The organism is Myxococcus sp. CA040A (assembly GCF_013336725.1).
GTDB classification, from domain to species: Bacteria; Myxococcota; Myxococcia; order Myxococcales; family Myxococcaceae; genus Myxococcus; species Myxococcus llanfairpwllgwyngyllgogerychwyrndrobwllllantysiliogogogochensis.
The window spans coordinates 368,271-388,071 of sequence record NZ_JABUMR010000002.1 but is presented as its reverse complement, the minus strand read 5'-3'; the positions used below and the strand labels follow the sequence as shown (position 1 = coordinate 388,071).

18 protein-coding genes are annotated in these 19,801 nt (G+C 66.8%); 14 read left to right on the top strand and 4 right to left on the bottom strand.

Annotated features, from left to right (window positions below; all coding sequences use genetic code 11):
• The first annotated feature begins 164 nt into the window (after nucleotides 1-164).
• Complete coding sequence (locus HUA75_RS08565; protein WP_174455572.1) at nucleotides 165-380, top strand: hypothetical protein; 216 nt, start codon at nucleotides 165-167, stop codon at nucleotides 378-380.
• A 10-nt stretch (nucleotides 381-390) separates the two neighbouring features.
• Here HUA75_RS08565 and HUA75_RS08560 read toward each other — a convergent pair whose 3' ends face one another.
• Nucleotides 391-807 carry a hypothetical protein gene (locus HUA75_RS08560; RefSeq protein ID WP_174455676.1) on the bottom strand — a complete coding sequence of 139 codons (417 nt, stop codon included), beginning with the start codon at nucleotides 805-807 and terminating at the stop codon, nucleotides 391-393.
• A 361-nt stretch (nucleotides 808-1,168) separates the two neighbouring features.
• Between HUA75_RS08560 and HUA75_RS47880 the strand changes: the two genes are divergently transcribed.
• The gene (locus HUA75_RS47880; RefSeq protein ID WP_371746079.1) at nucleotides 1,169-1,543 is read left to right on the top strand and encodes a DUF2381 family protein; all 375 of its coding nucleotides are present in this window, start codon (nucleotides 1,169-1,171) and stop codon (nucleotides 1,541-1,543) included.
• Between the two features lie 139 nt (nucleotides 1,544-1,682).
• Here the strand turns inward: HUA75_RS47880 and HUA75_RS47875 are convergent, their stop codons facing one another.
• Together HUA75_RS47875 and HUA75_RS08545 are read right to left on the bottom strand one after the other, a co-directional pair.
• Nucleotides 1,683-2,447, bottom strand: a complete 765-nt coding sequence (locus tag HUA75_RS47875; protein ID WP_141644766.1) for an immunity 52 family protein — start codon at nucleotides 2,445-2,447, stop codon at nucleotides 1,683-1,685.
• A gap of 12 nt (nucleotides 2,448-2,459) precedes the next feature.
• A complete protein-coding gene (locus HUA75_RS08545) occupies nucleotides 2,460-3,608 on the bottom strand; it encodes a Tox-REase-5 domain-containing protein (protein WP_254627463.1) in 1,149 nt (382 codons plus the stop codon).
• Nucleotides 3,609-4,280: 672 nt separating this feature from the next.
• Between HUA75_RS08545 and HUA75_RS08540 the strand changes: the two genes are divergently transcribed.
• Nucleotides 4,281-5,387 (top strand): hypothetical protein, encoded by a 1,107-nt coding sequence (locus HUA75_RS08540; protein WP_174486080.1) that lies wholly within the window; start codon nucleotides 4,281-4,283, stop codon nucleotides 5,385-5,387.
• Nucleotides 5,388-5,586: 199 nt separating this feature from the next.
• On the opposite strand, the gene HUA75_RS47505 is transcribed toward HUA75_RS08540, so the two are convergent.
• A complete protein-coding gene (locus tag HUA75_RS47505; RefSeq protein ID WP_174486079.1) occupies nucleotides 5,587-7,869 on the bottom strand; it encodes an RCC1 domain-containing protein in 2,283 nt (760 codons plus the stop codon).
• Nucleotides 7,870-8,295: 426 nt separating this feature from the next.
• On the opposite strand from HUA75_RS47505, the gene HUA75_RS08530 reads away from it, so the two are divergent.
• The 11 genes from HUA75_RS08530 to HUA75_RS08480 are packed head-to-tail and all read left to right on the top strand — an operon-like array spanning nucleotide 8,296 to nucleotide 19,800.
• Nucleotides 8,296-8,862: a DUF4255 domain-containing protein gene (locus HUA75_RS08530; protein ID WP_174464897.1), complete on the top strand. Its 567-nt coding sequence runs from the start codon at nucleotides 8,296-8,298 to the stop codon at nucleotides 8,860-8,862.
• A complete protein-coding gene (locus HUA75_RS08525; protein ID WP_174486077.1) occupies nucleotides 8,859-9,755 on the top strand; it encodes a hypothetical protein in 897 nt (298 codons plus the stop codon). Before HUA75_RS08530 ends, HUA75_RS08525 begins: the two co-directional genes overlap by 4 nt.
• A 10-nt stretch (nucleotides 9,756-9,765) precedes the next feature.
• Nucleotides 9,766-11,730 carry a phage tail sheath subtilisin-like domain-containing protein gene (locus HUA75_RS46530; RefSeq protein WP_174486076.1) on the top strand — a complete coding sequence of 655 codons (1,965 nt, stop codon included), beginning with the start codon at nucleotides 9,766-9,768 and terminating at the stop codon, nucleotides 11,728-11,730.
• 18 nt (nucleotides 11,731-11,748) lie between these two features.
• A complete protein-coding gene (locus HUA75_RS08515) occupies nucleotides 11,749-12,204 on the top strand; it encodes a phage tail protein (RefSeq protein ID WP_141643598.1) in 456 nt (151 codons plus the stop codon).
• Between the two features lies 1 nt (nucleotide 12,205).
• Nucleotides 12,206-14,995: a hypothetical protein gene (locus HUA75_RS08510; RefSeq protein ID WP_174486075.1), complete on the top strand. Its 2,790-nt coding sequence runs from the start codon at nucleotides 12,206-12,208 to the stop codon at nucleotides 14,993-14,995.
• Between the two features lie 3 nt (nucleotides 14,996-14,998).
• Nucleotides 14,999-15,478 carry a phage tail protein gene (locus tag HUA75_RS08505; RefSeq protein ID WP_141643596.1) on the top strand — a complete coding sequence of 160 codons (480 nt, stop codon included), beginning with the start codon at nucleotides 14,999-15,001 and terminating at the stop codon, nucleotides 15,476-15,478.
• 3 nt (nucleotides 15,479-15,481) lie between these two features.
• Nucleotides 15,482-16,222 carry a peptidoglycan-binding protein gene (locus HUA75_RS08500; RefSeq protein ID WP_174455682.1) on the top strand — a complete coding sequence of 247 codons (741 nt, stop codon included), beginning with the start codon at nucleotides 15,482-15,484 and terminating at the stop codon, nucleotides 16,220-16,222.
• 12 nt (nucleotides 16,223-16,234) lie between these two features.
• A complete protein-coding gene (locus tag HUA75_RS08495) occupies nucleotides 16,235-16,414 on the top strand; it encodes a hypothetical protein (RefSeq protein WP_174486074.1) in 180 nt (59 codons plus the stop codon).
• Between the two features lie 13 nt (nucleotides 16,415-16,427).
• Nucleotides 16,428-17,513 (top strand): phage late control D family protein, encoded by a 1,086-nt coding sequence (locus tag HUA75_RS08490; protein ID WP_174486073.1) that lies wholly within the window; start codon nucleotides 16,428-16,430, stop codon nucleotides 17,511-17,513.
• A complete protein-coding gene (locus tag HUA75_RS08485) occupies nucleotides 17,510-18,229 on the top strand; it encodes a phage baseplate assembly protein V (protein ID WP_141643592.1) in 720 nt (239 codons plus the stop codon). Before HUA75_RS08490 ends, HUA75_RS08485 begins: the two co-directional genes overlap by 4 nt.
• Entirely contained in the window at nucleotides 18,229-19,800 is a 1,572-nt protein-coding gene (locus tag HUA75_RS08480; RefSeq protein ID WP_174486072.1) for a hypothetical protein, read from the top strand. The genes HUA75_RS08485 and HUA75_RS08480 overlap by 1 nt, the downstream gene beginning before the upstream one ends.
• Nucleotide 19,801 lies beyond the last annotated feature (1 nt).

Genomic DNA, 19,801 nt, shown 5'->3' with positions numbered 1-19,801 from the left:
GCCCACCGCCCCGTGCTCAGGGGCGAGGAGCGGCTCCAACGAACAGCCCGCTCGGTCCAGCAGTGGAGTTGCTTCAGTTTCGGCGTGAGGAGCGCGACGTCCTCTCAGGCCGCGACCTGGTTCGCTCAAGAAGGCGTCGGCACGCCCAAGAAGCGTTCCGATTCGTGAGCGAGAACCAGGCCGAGCATGCAGTGGCGACGATCTGCCGGGTGCTGGGAGTCACCGAGGCCGGCGACTCCGCCTGGAAGCGACGGGCCGCCTTGAAGCGAGCCGAGACCAGGATGGCCGTCTTTCAGTACATCGAGGGCTGGTACAACCTGCGGCGGCGGCACTCAGCCCTCGGCTACCAGTCACCGGCTAGCGATGCGGAACCGGTGTAACTCGAGACGGCTAAAGGAGTGACTCGATGATGGTCCGAAGCTCGTCCTCGCCGAAAAGCTTGTCCGAGTAGCCGTAGAAACTCTCACGCACAAAGAGAGTGTTGTCCTTGAGCTCCACATTCTTGTCGCCTGGGTTGTCTGGGTTCGTGGCGACATTCTGGAAGATGATCTTGTTGAACTTCGCTTTGACTGCCTCACGACCGAGATCATCGCTACAAATACTCTTCATCGCCTGTGCGACGAGCCCCGGACCGTATGACTCATAGTAGGAGTCGTAGCAGTCGAGAATGGTCTTGTCTTCAGGGAAGCTCGCGATGTCGATTTCAAAAGGCATCGAGAATCCAATGGAGCTGTTTAGCTCTGATTGGAAACGGGGGGTGTGCGACTCCTTGATCGTAGCGATACGGCGTCGCTCTGCGAGACCCATCGAATGCTCCTTTATCCCAGGGCGTGCTTGTTGGTTTGGAGAGTGTGTCCGCTCGTATTTCAGGCGTCAACTCATTCGGAGCCTCGCGCACGGCTCATTCTTCAGCGCCCAGCATCTTCAGAAATTGTGCTTCGCTGGGTCCGTCAACTCCGCGCGTTTACGAGGAAGACGAGCAGGATGACCGCGACGAGGTCGGACCTGAATCGCCGCCACAAGGACTGAGAGCGGACGGGCCCGTTCAACGCCGCTGCCGTGAAGCGCGCCCCAAAGCGCTCGGCCCCATCACTGTGTCCCGTTGGGACTGGCCGGTCGCGCGAATAGAGCACCCCTGCGCGGGTACTGGCGATGCGAGCGTGCCCATGTGGAAGGTCACCCGTCCTTGCTCCAACCCTTCAGATTGGCCGTGGTGTTCGTGCTCACATGGGGAACTGCGGCGCACGCTGACACACCAGCCGCCCCTCACGTCCTCCGCGAGCGCTCCGTTACTGTCGCCAGTTTGCCCTCCGGGCAGCCCCCGGTCATCAACGTCGCCGAGGGCTCGCCGACGTTGTTTCTCCTCTCTTCGCCGATTCAGCGAAAGTCCCGCAGCCTCGTTCAGGAGGAACACCTCATAACGGTGGCCCCGGTAGATCCTCCGCACGTCCTGATAGCCGGCCAGCTCCAGCATCACGACCCCTCGACGACTTCCCAGGGGAAGTTGCACACGCGACAGGCCCCGGGGCTCGGAAGGCACTAACGGATGATGCGGGCGCGGTCCTGTCCAGAGGAACGGGCCGCCTGCCGCTCGGACGTCATCAGCTCCTTCGTGCGCCTCGCGGCATGCCTGCCTCGGGGTCCGAGAGTACGTCGGCTAGTGGGCGGCATCGGCCCCGTGCTCAGGAGCTTGGAGGAGCGCCGACAAACAGCTCCGCTCGGTCCAGCAGCTCTCGCACGCGCTCCGCCAGCGCCATGTGCTCCGGATTGCGGGCAGTGAAGCGTTCGGGAGTGAGGAGGATGAGGGTGCCCTTGTCTTCCACGGACTCGACACGCACGGGAGCGGGGAGCGGCGGCACTCGGCCCAAGCGGTTCGAGACGTAGGTAATCCACCCAAGGGAGAAGGGCGCGAAGTCGGGCTCCCGAGCTGTGTCCTCGTAGGAGTCCGAGGTGGCAAACGCCCAATCGGGATCCCAGGGCCGAACCATGCTGCGCACCACGTTCGCCAGTACGGGTGCCGTCAGTATCCGCTCCATGCCTGGCCCTTCTTTCGGCAAGGGCATCACGCACGAGTTCGGATTGGCGCCACTGTAGTCACCGCAGGTGATGCGCAGATCCGCGCTGTCCGCCCCCGCCTCGCCGTTGCCGAACCAGAAGCTATAGCCCAATCGCTCGATGGCGGGACCTCCACGCTCACGGTTCACGCCCCGCCGGAACATCTCGGTGAGCGTGGGCAGGTCGGGAGGCATGAGCGGATGTTTGCGGGCATCCTTGCGAGAACGCGCGGGCTTGTACCAATGAGCCAGGATCGGATCACATGACGCGAGGAGGTTGAGGAAGTCTGCTGTGCGCAGAGCGCATTCCTCGGGGGTCTCCTTGCGAGGGCCCCAGTAGGCGCCCGCGTAGTAGGTCTCCGGGTAGGTCGTGGGCTCAGGCGTCGCGGTCACGCTGTGCATTCCTCAAAGCGCCGGTGTGCAGACCACTTCAATGCCCTTGATTCTATTGCGCATCAATAGCTTCTCGATGGCGCCCGCCGCCTGCTGCTCAGCGACGTGCCATCGTATCGAAAAGCCAAGGCCACGGACCTTCTCACTCTGCCTTCTGGCTTGATCGACAAGGCCCTTGGCTCCCGAGTGACGGAACCACTCTTTCGGGTCCAGGCCCTCGAAGAACCGGGCATAGCCCTGCCCCTTCGCCTCCAGCAGGACACCCTTCTCGAAACCATCGAACTTCACGCCGCCACTGTCCCTGCCTACACCACCGACCCAGTATGCCTCGTCGGCGGAATGCCCCGTAATCTGTTCCTGGTAACGCCGGGCGTGGGGTGACATGGACTCTTTGACCGGCCCCCACTTGCCGGGCCCATTCGACGGTGAGCCGCCCTTCGCGGCCGAGCTGGCCCGCTGAAGGATGATGGCTGCTCCAGGCCCACCACTCAGCACCGCCGCCGCACGCCCCACCGGAACCGCCACGATTCTCATGGCAACGACTCCCTGGGCGGACAGCGAGAGCGTTGGCATCTCCACCGCTGCGAGCGATGCACCTTCCAACGTGCGCGTCGCGGATGACACCGTGCCCCACGTGGCTATGAGGTTCGTTGCCAGCTTGGAGACGGCCTGAATCTGTTCACCCCGCGTCATGTACCGGAAGCGCTCCAGGTATTCGGGTGACGACTCCAGCAATGCCGCCACGGCGGCGGGCATCTGACGAAGCGCCTCGAGGTTTTCGCCTGGCGACGTCGAGAAGAACTTCCCCACCGCAAGGGCCAGTCCAACAAAAGCCTCTTCGGCACCATCAAGAGAGCGGCTGATGACGTCGGCATCGTCGTGGACGTCCGCCAGCGGGAATCCATCCAACTCACGCAGTTCATCGTCCAGCGAGCGGAAGACACCCGTGCGCCCATCGTAGAAACGGCCCAGCTCGAAGTCGTGCGCACGGAAAACACCGTTCCGCCACTCCACGGGGGCCACTCGCTGCTGCGTCCGGCCACTGCGCACCCACGCGAGGCATCCATCGGGCCGGAGCACCGCCAGATGATTGAAGCGCTCCACCCGCTGCACCAACTCGGTGCGTGACACCGCTCCCGAGCCCATCACCTCGCGCAGCATGAAGCCCACCGCGACACGCGCAGGGAACTGACCCAGCGTCACATCCTTCCCCAGCAACACCTCCAGCAGCCGCGCCGCGTGCGTAGGCGTGAGCGAGTTACCAGGCACGGGTTGCGCGTCGCGGTCCTCCAACCCCGAGACCTGAAGCAACTCCTCGAATGCATCCTTCCGCTGCTCTCGGGGAAGATGCGCCTTCCCAATGGCTCCCGACTGCCCCCTCGCCTCGTACAGTGTGGAGCGCTGCTGAAGGGCGCCCCTACGGGGGGAGCGTTCAACCCCAGAGCAGCCCGCGACAAGGATGGCGACGCACAGCAACCAGAGGCCACTTCGCATTCAACACCCCGCACTTCCTCAACAGGAGGCTATCGCGCTGGATGCTGGCATTCACGTCCGACAAGATGATGGACGGCCGATAGCGCGGCAGAAGCGTGAGAGCCAGGCCTCGCGAGTGGGAATGCCCCCATCTGCCGGACAGGCTGGGGCCGTGCGACGCCGCCGTCCGCCTCCATGCGCTCGCCCACCGTCGCGCGCATGACTCGGCAGGGTAGTGAGCGACACCAGCGGAGCCTCTCGGCGCCCTCTAGTCCGAGGTCCTCCGCTCGTGACAATGAGGGTGCCTGGAATTGCTAAGGTGCGGACATGCATTCCAACGTGCGTCGGGCTCGAGGAAGCGTGCTGCGTGCCCTGGTGTGGTTTGTCAGCGGGCTTCTCCTGCTGGCCGTCATCGCGATGGTCGCGTTCGATTGGTTCACGCGCGCGAAGTACGAGCCCACTCTCGATGCGATGCGACAGGAAGTCACTGCGCATGTGGACCTCTTCTGTCAGGAGCAGACGAAGCTCGCCGCCGACCCGTGGTTCCACGAACCGCGCACCGAGGGCGACGCGGGGCCGCTGCTCAACCGCTGGGCGGAGTGGGACCGCCCAGGCCCGTCGATGCCCGCGGACTCACCCCTCCAGCTTCCCGCGCACCTGAAGGAGAAGAAGACGCTGGAGGAATGGTTCGCGGCCAACCCCGACCTGTCCGCGCTCGACTTCAACTGGATGCGCGAGCTCAAGCGGTTCGACCGGTGGGATATCCGCCAGAACCTTCCATTCAAACAGGAGGAGCCGTTCGACCTGATGACGGTCCCCTTTCCGAACTTCATCGTGCTGATGGAGTGGTCCAAGCTCCGGCTCCTCCAAGGCATGCGGACCGGACAGCCCCTGGAGGCGGCCAAGGACGTGCGTCACCTCGCGTGGCTGTCGTATCGGACGGACACCCTGATCGGTTCGATGATCGCCTATACGCTTCTCGGGCTGGAGCGCACGGCACATGCACTGACGAAGCAACCTCCGTCGGAATGGCGACCGATGAGCCAGGAGCAAGGCGAGCGCCTGCGCGCCGTGTTCTGGGCGAGCAAGTCGTTCTCCAATATCACCACGCCCGTGGAGGTGGCCCGGAAGGCGCGGAGCTGCGGATCGGGCATCTCGCGCTGCCTTGGACTGGTCGAGGCCAGCAATATGGCGAAGCATCTCCAGCCCCTCGCGGAGCCGTCGTATCGCGAGGCCTACGCGGAGTTCGAGAAGGAGATGGCGACGCCCTGCCCCACCTCGGTGTTGATCACGCAGTGGCAGCACGGCGGCACCATCGAAGATCACCCGCCCAGCAGTGGCTCAATGCCAGACCAGGCAGGCTGGATGCGCAGTCTCCCCGGGCGATATTTCGCAAAGCACATCGCCGGAGTCCTGCTGACCGTCGCGAACCAGGACATCGACCTGCTCAAGAAGCTCCCTCAGTGACAGGCCACTCCGGCCTCGGCTGAAACCGCGCCTTGACTGGCTCAAGGCGCGTCCTTGCCAAGCTCGCGCGAGCCCGCGCACAAATTCCTCGGCCGTAGTCCCCTGCCAAGGTGAGTTGAAGACGAAGTCCTGGCGGATTGCGGTGTTGCCCTCCTCTGACACAACTTCAAGGCGCGCTGGTCCTTTGGCCTGCTGCTCTTCACTGACTGTGAGACTCGCTATTCACACCCTGCGCTGATCTGCCCACGATCCCAGGGACATTGATGGGCGACAGCCGGGTGCTCCGAGTCCCGTCTCCCAAAGAACCAGAGCCGTTGTAGCCCCACGCCCAGAGAGTACCATCCTCTTTCTGTGCCAAGGAATAGTTACTGCCTGCCTCCAGCGCCCACACATTTATAAAATCAGGAACCAGGGTTGGCACCAAGCGCGCAATGGTCGTTCCATCGCCCAGTTGCCCATTCACGTTGGGTCCCCATGCCCAGACGGTACCGTCAACTCTTAGTGCCAGACAGTGCGAGCCATGTGCCGATAAGGACGTCACATCCGTGAGGTCCAGAACGCGGGTAGGTGTCAGCCGCTCAGTAAGCGTTCCATCTCCCATCTGGCCGAAAGTGTTCCCACCCCAGGACCAGACAGTGCCGTCTGACTTCAACACCATGGAGTGCGAACTGCCCGCCGCCAGGCCGACCACGTCTGTGAGGTCTGGTGCCTGGGTAACCGTCCGCGAACCGATGCTCGTTCCATCACCCAAGTACCCCTCCCCCCAAGTCCAGACGGTCCCATCTTCCTTCAACGCCAGTGAAAAGTAGTAGCCCGCAGCCAAAGTTTGAATGCCCGTGAGCCCTGGAACCTGCGTTGGCGGAACTTCTCGATTCGCTGTTTCAAACCCCAACTGCAAGGAGGCGTTGTAGCCCCAAGCCCAGACAGTTCCGTCCGACCTCAGAGCAAGCGAGTGCACCACTCCAACTGCAACCGCGCGCACACTCTCAAGACCAGGAACCTGGATGGGTGTCAGTTGCTGAATATCCACCGTCTCTACACCTAATTGGGCGCCCGCGTTGTCGCCCCAGGCCCAAACGGTACCATCCTCTTTCACCGCAAGCGAATGATAGGAGCCTGCAGCGAGCGCCACCACGTCGTCCAGACCTGCCACGGGGATTGGTATCAACGAACGGATTCGCGTCCCATTCCCCAATTGGCCGAAGGAATTCGACCCCCATGCCCAGACAGTTCCGTCCACGTCCAGCGCCAATGAATGAGACCCACCTGCCGCAATCATTCTCCTCTCCACCAACTCCTTTGTTTTCGTCGGCAGGCTTCTGGGCGTAACAGTGCCATCCCCAAGTTGGCCCTCCACATTCTGGCCCCACGCCCAGATCTCACCATTGGCCTTCATGGCTACGGAGTGCAGCCCGCTTCCTGCAGCGATCGCTTGAACACCAACCAACGAAGCCACTGGGACCGGTACAGACCGCTGCGTCGTAGTCCCGTCCCCCAATTGGCCCCTCAGGTTGGAGCCCCATGTCCACACCGAACCATCTGCTTTCAGCGCCATCGAGTGCATCTCAGCTCCTACGACTCCGTCGACCTCCATCAAGCCCACGACCTTTTCAGGAGTAGTGCGTGAGGTCGTCGTGCCATTACCTAGTTGGCCACTTGAGTTGTTACCCCACGCCCACACAGAACCATCTGAACTCCGAGCCAACGAGTGATTGCTGCCGCCTGAGACCCCTGTGACCTCGCGCAGCATCGGGACAGGCAGCGGGAGCGCACTCGACTCCGCAGTGCCGTTTCCCAATTGGCCGCTGGTATTGCTACCCCATGCCCATACCGTGCCATCCGACTTCAATGCCAGCGAGTGCGCATTTCCTGCTGCAACCGCGACCACTCCCGACAACCCCGCTACCTGCACAGGAGACAGGCGCGTGATGGTGGTACCATCTCCAAGCCGACCTGCCCCATTGCTTCCCCAGGCCCACACCGTACCGTCCGACTTCAATGCCAATGAGTGTGAGAAGCCTGCAGCAAGTCTCACAACCTCCGTCAACTCAGGCACCTGTATCGGGACAATGCGCGTCGTGGTTGTACCATCCCCAAGCTGCCCAAGCTCATTACGGCCCCAAGCCCAAACCGTGCCATCTGCCTTCAGCGCCAGCGAGTGCAGATCGCCGGCGCTGACCGTATTGATTCGATTTACAACCCAAGCCCGCACCGGAAATCGTTGAGCCTGCTGTGTGCCATTCCCAAGCTGTCCATGGGTATTGTCCCCCCAGGCCGACACCGTCCCGTCAGGACGTACGAAGAGCGTATGGCGCCTCCCGGCGGCGACGCGCCCCCGAAGGCTCGCCGTCTCGAACGATTCGTTTGTGCCCAGTTCCCCGCTTGAGGGAGTTCTCTCCTCTCGGCACCCCGCGCCGAGCAGAACAACGCACGCTATCGTGACTACAATCTCTGCAATCTTTGCTGAGGACTTCAGGTTCATCGTGAGAGGCCCCTCTGACAAGCCAAGCTACGACTCAGAGTATGAGCGCATGCCCCAGACGGACCAAGCCAGCGGATGAGCATCGAGGTCTTGCCTTCATGAGGCCTGCACGACTTCAACACCCAATCAGCAGTAAGCCGTGAGCGGCCCGGAACCGGTGGACCTTTTCGTCCACCCCTGACTCCGCAACGATTCCGCGAGGTTCCGCGCCACCCGCTGGAGCAATTCATCCGCCCTGGCCCGGCGCGTGCGCTCACCCCGTCACTCAAGTGCCTGGGATCACTCACGCGCGCACGCTCCGCCACGTGGGCACGCGCGTTGCTGTCCAGCCGCTGACCTTCCCACCGCACCATGGGGGTGTGGGTGGGGGGCGGATGTCAGCGCTGGGGGCACAGCTCGGTGGCGACGTACGCGGCGATACCTGCGGTGGGACAAGCCCTTCTGGCCCTGCTCGAACAGGCGTGTCCGAAGCCTGAGTTCGAGGGCGCGAAGTTCCGCCTCTACCAGGCCTCCGACTTCAAGGCCCCCATGGACGAGGGCATCTCCCTCTTCCTCTTCCGCGTCACCCCCAGCACCACGCGCCGCAACCTTCCCGGTCGACTCGACTCGCAGGGACGCCGCACCCGTCGGCCCCTCCCCGTCGACCTCTACTACCTGCTGACGCCCTGGGCGAAGTCCGCGGCCAAGCAACACCGGCTCCTCGGCTGGGCCATGCGCCAGCTCGAGGACACCCCCACCCTCACCGCCAGCTTCCTCAATCACTACGGCACTCCCGAGACAGACACCTTCCTCCCGGATGAAACAGTCACCGTCGTCTACGAGCCGCTCTCCATCCAGGACATGCTCAACGTCTGGGAGCCCGGCAAGCCGAACATCCAGGTCTCCGCCTCGTACATCGCGCGCATGGTCGGCATCGAATCCGCCATCGCCGACGAGGAAGCCGGCCCCGTCCAGACGCGCGTGATGTCGCCCGGAAAGGTGACCGAGCGATGAGGCCCGCCATCCACGTCCTCGAGCACGTGTCGCGCGTGGCCCCGCTCGGTATCCGCTTCCGCGACGAGGCCACGGGTGCATCGGTCGGCGAAGGACTGCGCGTCAGCGCGTTCCCCGAAGGACAGCCCGCGTTGCGCCGCGAATCCGTGGTCAACCGCTCGGGCCTCCACCTGCTGATGAACCTCCCCGGCTTGCGAGACTTGGAGTTCGGAGGCGAGCACGCCGGCGACGACGCGTGGTGGGCCGCCCTGCCCTCGCGCCGTCCCTACACCATTGAAGTGCATGACACCTTGAACCGCTTCGTGTCGTGCGCCTTCCGCGCGGCGCTTCCACATCGGGGCCTCTTCTCCCTCGACTGCGTCGCCTCTCCCCCCTCGCCGCTGTCGCCACCGTCTCCCTCCGTGCCGCTCTTCTCCGCGCCCACGCGGCAGAGCGCCGTGCCCATGGCCGTGGTGCGCGCGGAGCTGTGGGACACGAAGGCGAAAGCCCCCGCCTCCTGGGCGTTGGTGGAAGTCACGCCCACGGGGGGCATCACCGCGCGCGGCATGACGGATGAGCGCGGACGGCTCGCGCTGTTCTTCCCGTACCCGGCCCCCGTGGACTTCGCTCCCGGCTCGCCCGTGGACGCATCCAGCCTGCCTCCGGGGCTTCCGCTCTTGGAGCAGACCTGGCTGCTCCAGCTTCGCGTCCGTCACGACTACCGCGCACCCGGGACGGCGCTGCCGGACGTGTGCACCACGCTGTCCCAACCCCCGGCGGGGGTGTGGGCGGACACGGGCAGCCCCCAGGCGCTGCTCGAGCCAACGCTGCGCTACGGCCAGGAGCTCGTCCTGCGCACCCAGGATGCGCCTGCCTCCCGGCTGTGGATCACCCCCACGGGTTCACCTCCCTAGGAAATGACCGATGCCTGAATATCTCGCTCCCGGTGTATTCGTCGAAGAGACCAGCTTCCGCTCGAAGTCCATCGAGGGCGTGAGCACCACCACCACCGGCTTCGTCGGCCCCACCCGCTACGGGCCCGTGGAGCTGGAGCCCGAGCTCATCACCAGCGTGGTGGAGTTCGAGCGCATCCACGGCAACCGCCGACAGCTCGCCTTCACCGACGACGTCACGCTGCACAACTACACGTGGCACGCGGCGCGCGCCTTCTTCGAGGAGGGCGGCAAGCGGCTCTACATCAGCCGCGCCTTCCGCCGTCCGGACGACGCGCTCTACACGGGCCTGGACACCACCATCGACCTGGGCACCGGCACCGCCGTCTCCAACGAGTACAACGACGGCCACGCCCGCGCGCTCCTGGATGCGAGCGCGAGCCCCAAGACGGACACGCTGTCGCTGACGGCGCGCTTTCCGGGCTCGGCCGGCAACCTGCGCGTGCGCTTCTCCCTGCGCGTGGGCCAGAACGTCCTCTCGTTCGAGGACGGCACGCCCCGCGTAGGCGCGCTCCTGGCGCGCGACGTCGTGCTCATCCGCGACATCCAGTCCCCCATCTCCAGCCCCGTGGGCACCGGCGAGTTCTACCTGGCCACGTGGGACGAGGACGTGCAGGACTGGAAGTTCACCGGCGGCGCCGGCAGCCCCCTCTTCCTCTCGTCGCTTCAAGAAAACGCGGGCTTCGAGATTCGCGTCGTCACCGTCGCCGTGACGGTCATCCCCATGGATGACCCGGCCTCCGCGCAGACGTGGGACGGGCTGGCCCTGGACCCCGGGCACACGCGCAGCGGCGCGGCGGACTCGCTGTCCGCGCGCTTCGCCTACGACGCGGACGAGCCGGCGAAGAACCGCGACGTCCCCATCATCATCTCCACGCAGAACCTGGATGACGGCGTGGAGGTGCTCGGCGCCTTCCTGGATGCCAGCCTCGCCAGCCCCATCATGAGCCCGCCGCTGGACTCCGCGCTGGAGGACCCGGACTCGCCCGAGTCGCAGCGCTCGCTGGAGGTTCTGCTCAAGGGCGGCAGCGACGGCATGCGCCCCACCGCCGACGACTACAAGGGCCAGCAGGTCCCCAACACGACGCGCAAGACGGGCCTGTTCCACTTCGAGGACCTGGAGGACATCTCCATCGTCGCCGCGCCGGGCTCCACGTTCGGTTACGAGAACGGCTACGGCGCCAACGCCGCCACCATCATCAACCTGCTCATCTCCCACGCGCAGCGGATGAAGTACCGCATCGCCGTGCTGGACAGCGGCAACGGCCAGACGCTGGGACAGGTGCGGGCGCTGCGCGCGAAAATCGACACCAGCTACGCGGCGCTCTACTACCCGTGGGTGAAGGTGCTGGACCCCGTCACGCGCCAGCCCATCTTCCTGCCGCCCAGCGGCTTCGTGGCGGGCATCTACGCGCGCAACGACGTCAACCGCGCCGTCTACAAGGCCCCCGCCAATGAAGTGGTGAACCTGGCGCTCGGCTTCGAGACGAACCTGAGCAAGGCGCAGCAGGAGGTGCTCAATCCGGAGGGCATCAACGCGTTCCGCTACTTCGAGGGGCGCGGCAACCGGTTGTGGGGCGCGCGCACGACGGCGTCGGACCCGGAGTGGAAGTACGTCAACCTGCGGCGCTACTTCGCCTACCTGGAGCGCTCCATCGACAAGGGGACCCAGTGGGCGGTGTTCGAGCCGAACGGCGAGCAACTCTGGGCCAACGTGCGGCGCACCATTGAAGACTTCATGCTCAATGAGTGGCAGCAGGGCGCGCTGCTCGGAGAGAAGCCCGAGAAGGCGTACTTCGTGAAGTGCGACCGCAGCACCATGAGCCAGAACGACCTGGATAACGGTCGGCTGGTCTGCCTCATCGGCGTGGCGCCGCTGCGCCCGGCCGAGTTCGTCATCTTCCGCATCGGTCAGTGGACCGGCGACCGGAAGTAATCCCTCTGGAGACCACCCATGGCTGTCTTTCGTGATCGCCCCTATGTGCAGTTCAACTTCCTGGTCGACCTGGGCGCCGGCAACGGCACCGAAGGGCCGGACGCGGGTTTCCAGGAGATCTCCAACGTGGGCATGGAGGTCACCGTCGCGGAGTACCGCAACGGCAACGAGAAGGAGAACAGCGTCCGGAAAATCACCGGCCTGAACAAGGCGACGGACGTCACCATGAAGCGCGGGGTGATTGGCTCGCTCAGCCTCTACAAGTGGTTGGACCAACTGCGCAACGGCGAGTCCAACGCGCTGCGCACCGTCACCATCCAGCTCCAGAACGAGGACCACACCGCGGTGGTGCAGACGTGGAAGCTGCTGCGCGCGCGCATCATCAAGCACGTCAGCGGCCCCTTCAACGCGAAGGGCACGGATGTGGCCATCGAGGAGCTCACCATCGCGTACGAGCGCCTGGAGATGGAGTGACGTGAGCCGCCCCGCCGCCAGACGCCTCCCCGGCTTGCGCTTCGAAATCCAGGCACCGTCCGTCGTGGACGTGTTGCCCCGGATGGACGTGGGCGCGTTCGTGGGCTTCGCCTCCTCCGGTCCCCTGCACGTGCCGGTGGCGGTGGAGGACGTGGCGGACTTCGAGGCGGTGTTCGGCGAGGCCCCGCTGCTCGCATGGGACGCCGAGCGCGGAGAGCCCGTGCAGGGGCACCTGGCCTCGGCGGTGCGTGCCTTCTTCCGCAACGGGGGACGCCGCTGCTGGGTCGTCCGCGTGGCGGGGCCCGACGCGAAGTCCAACACCTTCCCTGTCCCCGGGCTGCTGCGTTGCTCGGAAGGTGGAGCGGTGTCCACGGCCGTGGCCCGGGCGCGCTCGGAAGGAAGCTGGTCGGACCCGGTGCGCGTGGCGGCATCCATCCATCGCGAGCTGGTGGACCTGGTGGACTGGAGCACCACGGGGGGCGGCGACGCGACGCTCGTCGTGACGGCCTCGGGTGGCGTGGCCGTGGGAGACCTGCTGCGCGTGGGCTTCGATGGCACCGCGTGCGCGCTGCTCATGCCCGTGGAGTCGGTGGAGGCCGTGGGCCAGGAGGCGGCTCCGTCCTACTCGGGGCCCGCGCCTCGACGCGTGACGGTGCGCGTGCGCACGAAGAAGGCCCGCTGGCTCGAATCGAGCGTGGCGCCGACGTCGCTGCCCACCGCGTCGTGGACCCGAGGCGAAGGAGAGATCGCCACGCTCGGGGTGACGGCGATGACGGACCCGGGCCCGGGCGATGTGCCCCGTGTGCTCACCCTCACGTTGAGCGTGACTCCGGAGGGCGCTCCGCCTCCGGGTGCGGTGCTGAGGTTGATGGAGGCGTCGCTGGGCGAGCACTGGCTCCTGGTGGAGTCCGTCGTGCTGGGACAGGTGGGCGCGGGAGCGGTGCAGGTCTCCGGCGTGGCCACTCGCGTGCTGACTTCCACGCCTGGGGCCGTGGCCTCGGCGCCAGCCTGGTGCGAGCGATTGACGCTGGGCCTGTGGACCCGCCGGAGCGCGGAGCAGCCCGCGCAACTCGAGCGGCTCGGCTTCTGCCCGAGCCATCCGCGCCACTGGGCCGCGCTGCCCACGGACACCGAGCGGGCTCGCTTCGAGGACGCGGAGACGCTTCCCTCGCGGCTTCCTGAAGAGCGACTGCCGAGCGATTGGCGCCAGGGCATCCCCAGCAGCCGCTTCCCGCTTGCGGGGCCCGGAGCTCAGGGTGAGGCGTTCTCCATTCCCCTCGGACTGTCGGACTCGCCCACCGCCTACGTGGGCTGCACGCCACCCGCCGGGGACTCCCTGACGCGAGATGGGCTTGCGTCGTTCGACGCGGACCTCTTCCTGGATGCGGACCTGAAGTCGGTAAGCATCGAAGCACTGCCGGCCCAGGCGGACTTCCTGCGCTACCAGAGCAGCCGCCCGCGCTCGCTCAAGGGCCTCCACGCCGTCATGGACCGACTGGACGCGACGTTGGTGGCCGCGCCGGATGCCATCCATCGCGCCTGGGTGCTCACGGGCAGGCCCTCCGTCCCGCCGCCCGCGCCAAACGAGCCGCTGCCCGAGCCCGATTGGGGGACGTTCCTCGATTGCGCGCACGAGCCGCCGCCAGCGCCCGCGCCACTGGTCGCCTCACCACCGGAGCCCACCTCAAGTCAGCCTTTCACGCTGACCTGGGCCACGCTGCCCGGAACGGGAATCGAGTATGTGCTGGAGGAGGCGCTGCGCCCGGACTTCAGCGACGCGGCCGTGCTGTACCGGGGGCCGCTCAGCACGCGCACGCTGTACGGGCGCACGCCGGGCACTCGCTACCATCGCGTCCGCGCTGAACGGGCGGGCATCACCGGGCCCTGGACTCCGGGCATGGCTGTCAGCGTGTCGCCTCCCGCGCGATGGCAGCTGCTGCCTGCTTCGTCCTACGACGTGGGGCCGCTGCTCGCGGTGCAGCGCGCGCTGGTGCGCATGGCGCGGGCTCGCGGAGACCTGCTGGCAGTGCTGTCGCTGCCCGAGCACTACCGCGAGGAGGACGCGCTCGCGCACGCGGGGACGCTCCAGTCGCCCCTGGGCGCGGAAGAGGACGGCGTGCCTCCGATTGGCTTCGCGGAGGACGCGGCGCTGTCGCACGGCGCGCTCTATCACCCGTGGACCTTCGTCTCCGAGGAGAACAAACCCGCGGAGCCCCGGCGCATGCCTCCGGACGGCAACGCGTGCGGAGTGCTCGCCCGGCGCGCGCTGGAGCGAGGCGCATGGGTGGCTCCCGCGAACGAGCCCTGGACGGGGGTGGTGGCGCTGAGTCCGGCGTTGGGCCGCGACTGGTGGCTGGACCTCCAGGAAGCGCAGGTCAACGTCGTGCGCCAGGAGCCGCGCGCCTTCCTCACGCTGTCCGCGGACACGCTGGCCACGGACCCGGAGCTGCGGCCCATCCACGTCCGGCGGCTGCTGTCCCTGCTGCGACGCGCGGCGCTGCGCCTGGGCGCGACCTACGTCTTCGAGCCCAACGACGCCAGCTTCCGCCGCCGGGTGCAGCGCGGCTTCGAGTCACTGCTCGGAGACCTCTTCGTCCGGGGCGCCTTCGCCGGCAAGACGCGCGAAGGCGCCTTCCAGGTGGTGACGGGCTCCGAGCTGAACACGCCCAGCCTCGTCGAACAGGGGCGCTTCTACGTGGACCTGCGCGTGGCCCCTTCCCAACCCCTCACCTTCCTCAACGTGCGGCTCGTCCAGAGCGGCGACCGCGGGCTCGTCACGGAGGCGCGCTAGGCCATGGCCACGACCGAGGACGAGACGGTCATCGACCCCTTCATCGCCTTCGCCTTCGCGGTGGAGATCGACATCCCAGACCTCGCGCCCACCGCGTGCTTCGCCGCGTTCTCCGAATGCGACGGCCTGGAGATGACGATGGACGTGAAGACCATCCGCGAGGGCGGCAACAACGGCCGGCAGATTCGCCTCACTGGCGCGCACAGCTTCGGTCAGCTCACGCTCAAGCGCGGCATGAGCGCCAACGAGGACCTGTGGCGGTGGTTCGAAATCATGAGGACCCGTCCCCGCCTGCGCGCAAGCGCGGAGGTGGTGATGTTCGGTCCCGGGCTCGAACGGAAGGAGCGTGCGCGCTTCGTCCTGTCGCGCTGCCTGCCCGTGAAGCTCAAGGCCCCTCCGCTCAACGCGAAGGACGGCATGGTGGCCATCGAGGAGCTTCAAATCGCCTACGAGTCCCTCACCCGCAAAGCCGGAGGCGCCTGAGCCATGTCCGACGACGCCACGCCGCTCGCGAAGGCGAAGCTGCTCCAGCTCGACTCCAACTTCGAGCACCCGATTGACGAGCAGACCACGTCCACCGTGGTGCAGTTCAACCCGGAGACGCTGAAGGTCGCCTACGCCAACCAGGTGCAGCAGCCCTCTGGAGGCGGAGACCAGCGCGGCACACCCGCGCAGCAGTTCGTCGGCGCGGGCACCACCAAGCTGAGCGTGCAGTTGTGGTTCGACGTCACGGGCCAGCCGGAGGGCGCCTCGGACGCGGTGGAGGACGTGCGCAAGCTCACCGCGAAGGTGGCCTTCTTCATCACTCCGAAGAAGGAGGGCGACAAGTTCGTCCCGCCCGCCGTGCGCTTCCTGTGGGGCAGCTTCCAGTTCGACGGAATCATGGAGTCGATGGAGGAGTCGCTGGAGCTGTTCTCGGCCGAGGGCCTGCCCCTGCGCGCCAGCGTCAGCTTCAGCCTGTCGCAGCAGAAGATCACCGCCTTCGTCTTCGCACCCACGCAGCCTCCCGCGGGAGCCAGTCCGAACCCCAGCGGCAAGGGCGCGGGAGAGGCGCCCATGAAGTCCGCGCCGGAGGGCTCGACGGTGCAGGGGCTCGCGTCGAACGAGGGCAAGGGCGCGAGCTGGCAGGGCATCGCCTCCGCGAACGGAATCGAGAACCCGAGGCGACTGGCCCCCGGCCAGCTCATCGACTTGCAGGCGGGCATCAACATCGGAGTCAGGCGGTAGCGGGGGGCGTGCATGGCCGTGGTCATCAACGAGATGGAAGTGGTGAGCGCGCCGCCAGCGGCGTCCACGCCGTCAGGGGGCGGGGCCGGGGGCTCGGCCGAAGGTGGCGCGTCAGCGGTGCAGAAGGCGCACGAGCAGGAGCGCGCCCAGGTCCTCCACCGCGAACGGCACGCACGCGTGCGCGCGCACTGAGTCGGAGAGCGCCATGGCCGACGGAACCAGCAATGACTCCAAGCTGCGCGCCTCCCGCCCCACGCTGCGGGTGGACGGTCGCGAGCACCCCACGCTCGCCAGTGGGCTGCTGGAGCTGTGCATCGTCGAGACGGCGCAAGGGCTGTACCGGTGCGAGGCGACGTTCGGCAACTGGGGTCCGAAGGATGGCGAGACGGGGTTTCTCTACTTCGACCGCTCGGTGCTCGACTTCGGCAAGCCGTTCGAGGTGCGGCTGGGCACCCAGGATGTCCTCTTCGAGGGGCGCATCACCGGCCTGGAGGCCGGCTTCCCGGAGAGCGCCTCCCCCACCCTCACGGTGCTGGCCGAGGACCGCCTCCAGGACCTGCGGATGACGCGGCGGACGGCGGCGTACGAGAACGCGACGGACGAGGACGTCCTGCGCCAGCTCGCGGGCAAACATGGCCTGACGGCCGAGGTGGAGGTCCCAGGGCCCAAGCACCCCGTGCTGGCCCAGGTGAACCAGAGCGACCTCGCCTTCCTGCGCGAGCGCTGCCGTGCGCTGGGCGCTGAGCTGTGGGTGGAGGGCAAGACGCTGAAGGCGAAGGCGCGCGCAAGCCGCTCCAGCGGCCAGCCCCTCAAGCTGGGACGCGGCAACGAGCTGATGTCCTTCACGGTGCTGGCGGACCTGGCGGGCCAGCGGTCCTCGGTGACGGTGAGCGGGTGGAACGTGGCGGAGAAGGACGCCATCTCCTGTGAGGCCGGCCCGTCCGTGCTGGGCGCGGAGCTGGAGAAGGACGAGAGCGGCGCGAGCCTGCTGGCCTCGAAGCTGGCCGAGCGCAAGGAGGCCGTGGTGCACGCGGCGCCCCTGAGTGTCCCAGAGGCGCAGGCGCGAGCGGACGCGCACTTCCGACAGCAGGCGCGGCGCTTCGTGGTGGGGCGTGGCACGGCACAGACGGACGCGAAGCTGCGCGTGGGGGCGCGCGTGGAGCTGACCGGCCTGGGGCCGCTGTTCAGCGGCAAGTACCACCTGGCCGAGGTGAAGCACCTGTTCGACGGCGCGCGCGGCCTTCGCACGGAGCTGGTGGCGGAGCGCGTGGGACTGGGGAAGGCGTCATGAGCGCGGACGCGGCGTGGGAACAGGTGCTGGACGAGCGCGTCGCGGACGGCCTGGGTGGCCGCTTCTACGGTCTGTACCCAGCGCGAGTCACGGACCTCAAGGACCCGGACAGCCAGGGCCGGGTGAAGGTGCTGCTGCCGTGGGCCGCCGACGCCGCGGGTGGCGGACGCTACGAGGCGTGGGCCCGGCTGGCCACGCTGATGGGCGGCAAGAATCGCGGCTCCTGGTTCGTGCCGGACGTGGATGACGAGGTGCTCGTTGGCTTCGAGGCGGGCGACGCTCGGCGGCCCTATGTCGTCGGCGCGCTGTGGAACGGCAAGGACACGCCGCCGGAGTCCATGGATGGCGCGGGCCGCAACGCGAAGAAGGTGCTGCGCTCGCGCAACGGCATCGTCATCACGCTCGATGACACGGACGGACAGGAGACGCTCACGCTGGAGACGCCCGCCGGTCAGACGGTGACGCTCAAGGACGGGCCCGGCTCCATCGAGGCGAAGGACAGCAACGGCAACTCGCTGAAGATGGAGCCCAGCGGCATCACCGTGAATGCCGCGGCCAAGGTCACCATCAACGCGAGCACGGCGGAGATTTCGGCCGGGATGCTCACCGTCAACGCGGGCATGTCCAAGTTCAGCGGCGTGGTGCAGGCGGACACGGTCATCACCAACAGCGTGGTCAGCGCCTCGTATACGCCGGGCGCGGGGAACGTGTGGTGATGGCGACAACCCTTCCCCATCCGGTGCAGTGGGTGACGGCCTCGCCGCTGTGGGGTCCCGCGCCCGACAAGCTGGCGCGACTCCAGGCGCCCGGCATCCTCCAGTTCGACTCGGACCGCTTCATGGAGGAGCTGGCGGAGCGACTCCAGGCGCCCACGCGGCCGGACCTGACGGACCTGCTGGTGACGCGCTTCAAGAGCTACCGCGAGCGCATGCCCGGCGAACCTCCCGACGACGAGGTCAACACGCCGCCCAAGCTGTACCAGCCGGCGCACGGGCGCTTCTATCTGGTGGCCACGAGCCTCGTGTGTCGACTGCCGGGACTGCCGGACCACGTCGTGGACTCCGCGAGCGGAGAGAAGGCCGCGTTCGTCCTGCGTCGCTCCCTGGGCGGCGGCAAGGAAGGCGCGTGGGTGCCGGCCTCGCCCGGCAGTCCCGCCGACAAACGGCGCATCTGGAAGGAGCTGAGCACGGCGGAGACAGGCGCGCTGGCGAAGGGCGAGGAGCTCCTGCCCCTCTTCCCGATGAACTTCGCCTCCGAGGGGAAGCGGCGCCGGATGCTCGTGGGGCTGGTGCCCACCTCCAGTCGCGACACCTTCGAGTCCGCGGCGGCCTTCCAGGACGACGACCCGAGCACGGGGTTGGACCCGGACAAGATGCTGGCGGACGAGGCCGAGGGACAAGTGGTCGCGCCGTTCGAGCAACTCCTCGCGTACACGAAGGCGACGAGCGAGGCGGTGGCCGTCCAGAAGGAAGTGACGCGCTTCCTGCTCGTGGACTTCGCCACCTTCCTGGAGGAGCGCCTCCCCGCGCTGTGGACGCTCCTGGACAAGGCGTCACCAGGACCCACGCCCGCGGCGGGTTCTCCCCTGCGTACGCTGTTCCTGTTGCTGACGGGCAACCACCGCGTGGAGGGCAGCTCCGGGGACACGTGGCAGCAGGCGCTGCGCAAGGCGATGCAGCAGCGCACGGCCATCCTCAACGGCAGCACGGGTGGGCTCGATTACAACCTGCGGCTGTGCACCGAGGTGACGGTGACGGCGCTGCGTTCGGCGTTGGGCGCGGCGGTGGTGGCGGGGGTGTACTCGCTGCCCTCGGAGCCGGAGCCGGTGTCCAAGCTGGAGGAGCCGGGCAAGGCGCTCTACGTGCTGCGGTGCGTGTATTTGAAGCCAGCGTGCGGCGCGCTGTGCCCGCCCATCGTCAGCGCGCCATCGAAGGGTTTCACCCTGGCGCCGTTCTTTGATTCGGACGCACCCGCGCGACCGGTGCGCATCGAGCTGCCGTTGGACACCAGCATCCGGGGGCTGCGCAAGTTCAAGAAGAACGTCGGATTCACGCTGTCGAAGGGGTTGCGCAAGCAGATGTCTCGGGTGGCGGGGTTGGAGAAGACGATGAAGGGGGAACTCGACGACGGGCTGAGCTTCGACCTGGGAGAGCTGTGCATGTTCTCCATTCCCATCATCACGCTCTGCGCGTTCATCGTCCTGATGATCTTCTTCAGCCTGCTCAACATCATCTTCTGGTGGATGCCCTTCCTGAAAATCTGTCTGCCCAAGCCCAGGGTGGGGTGAG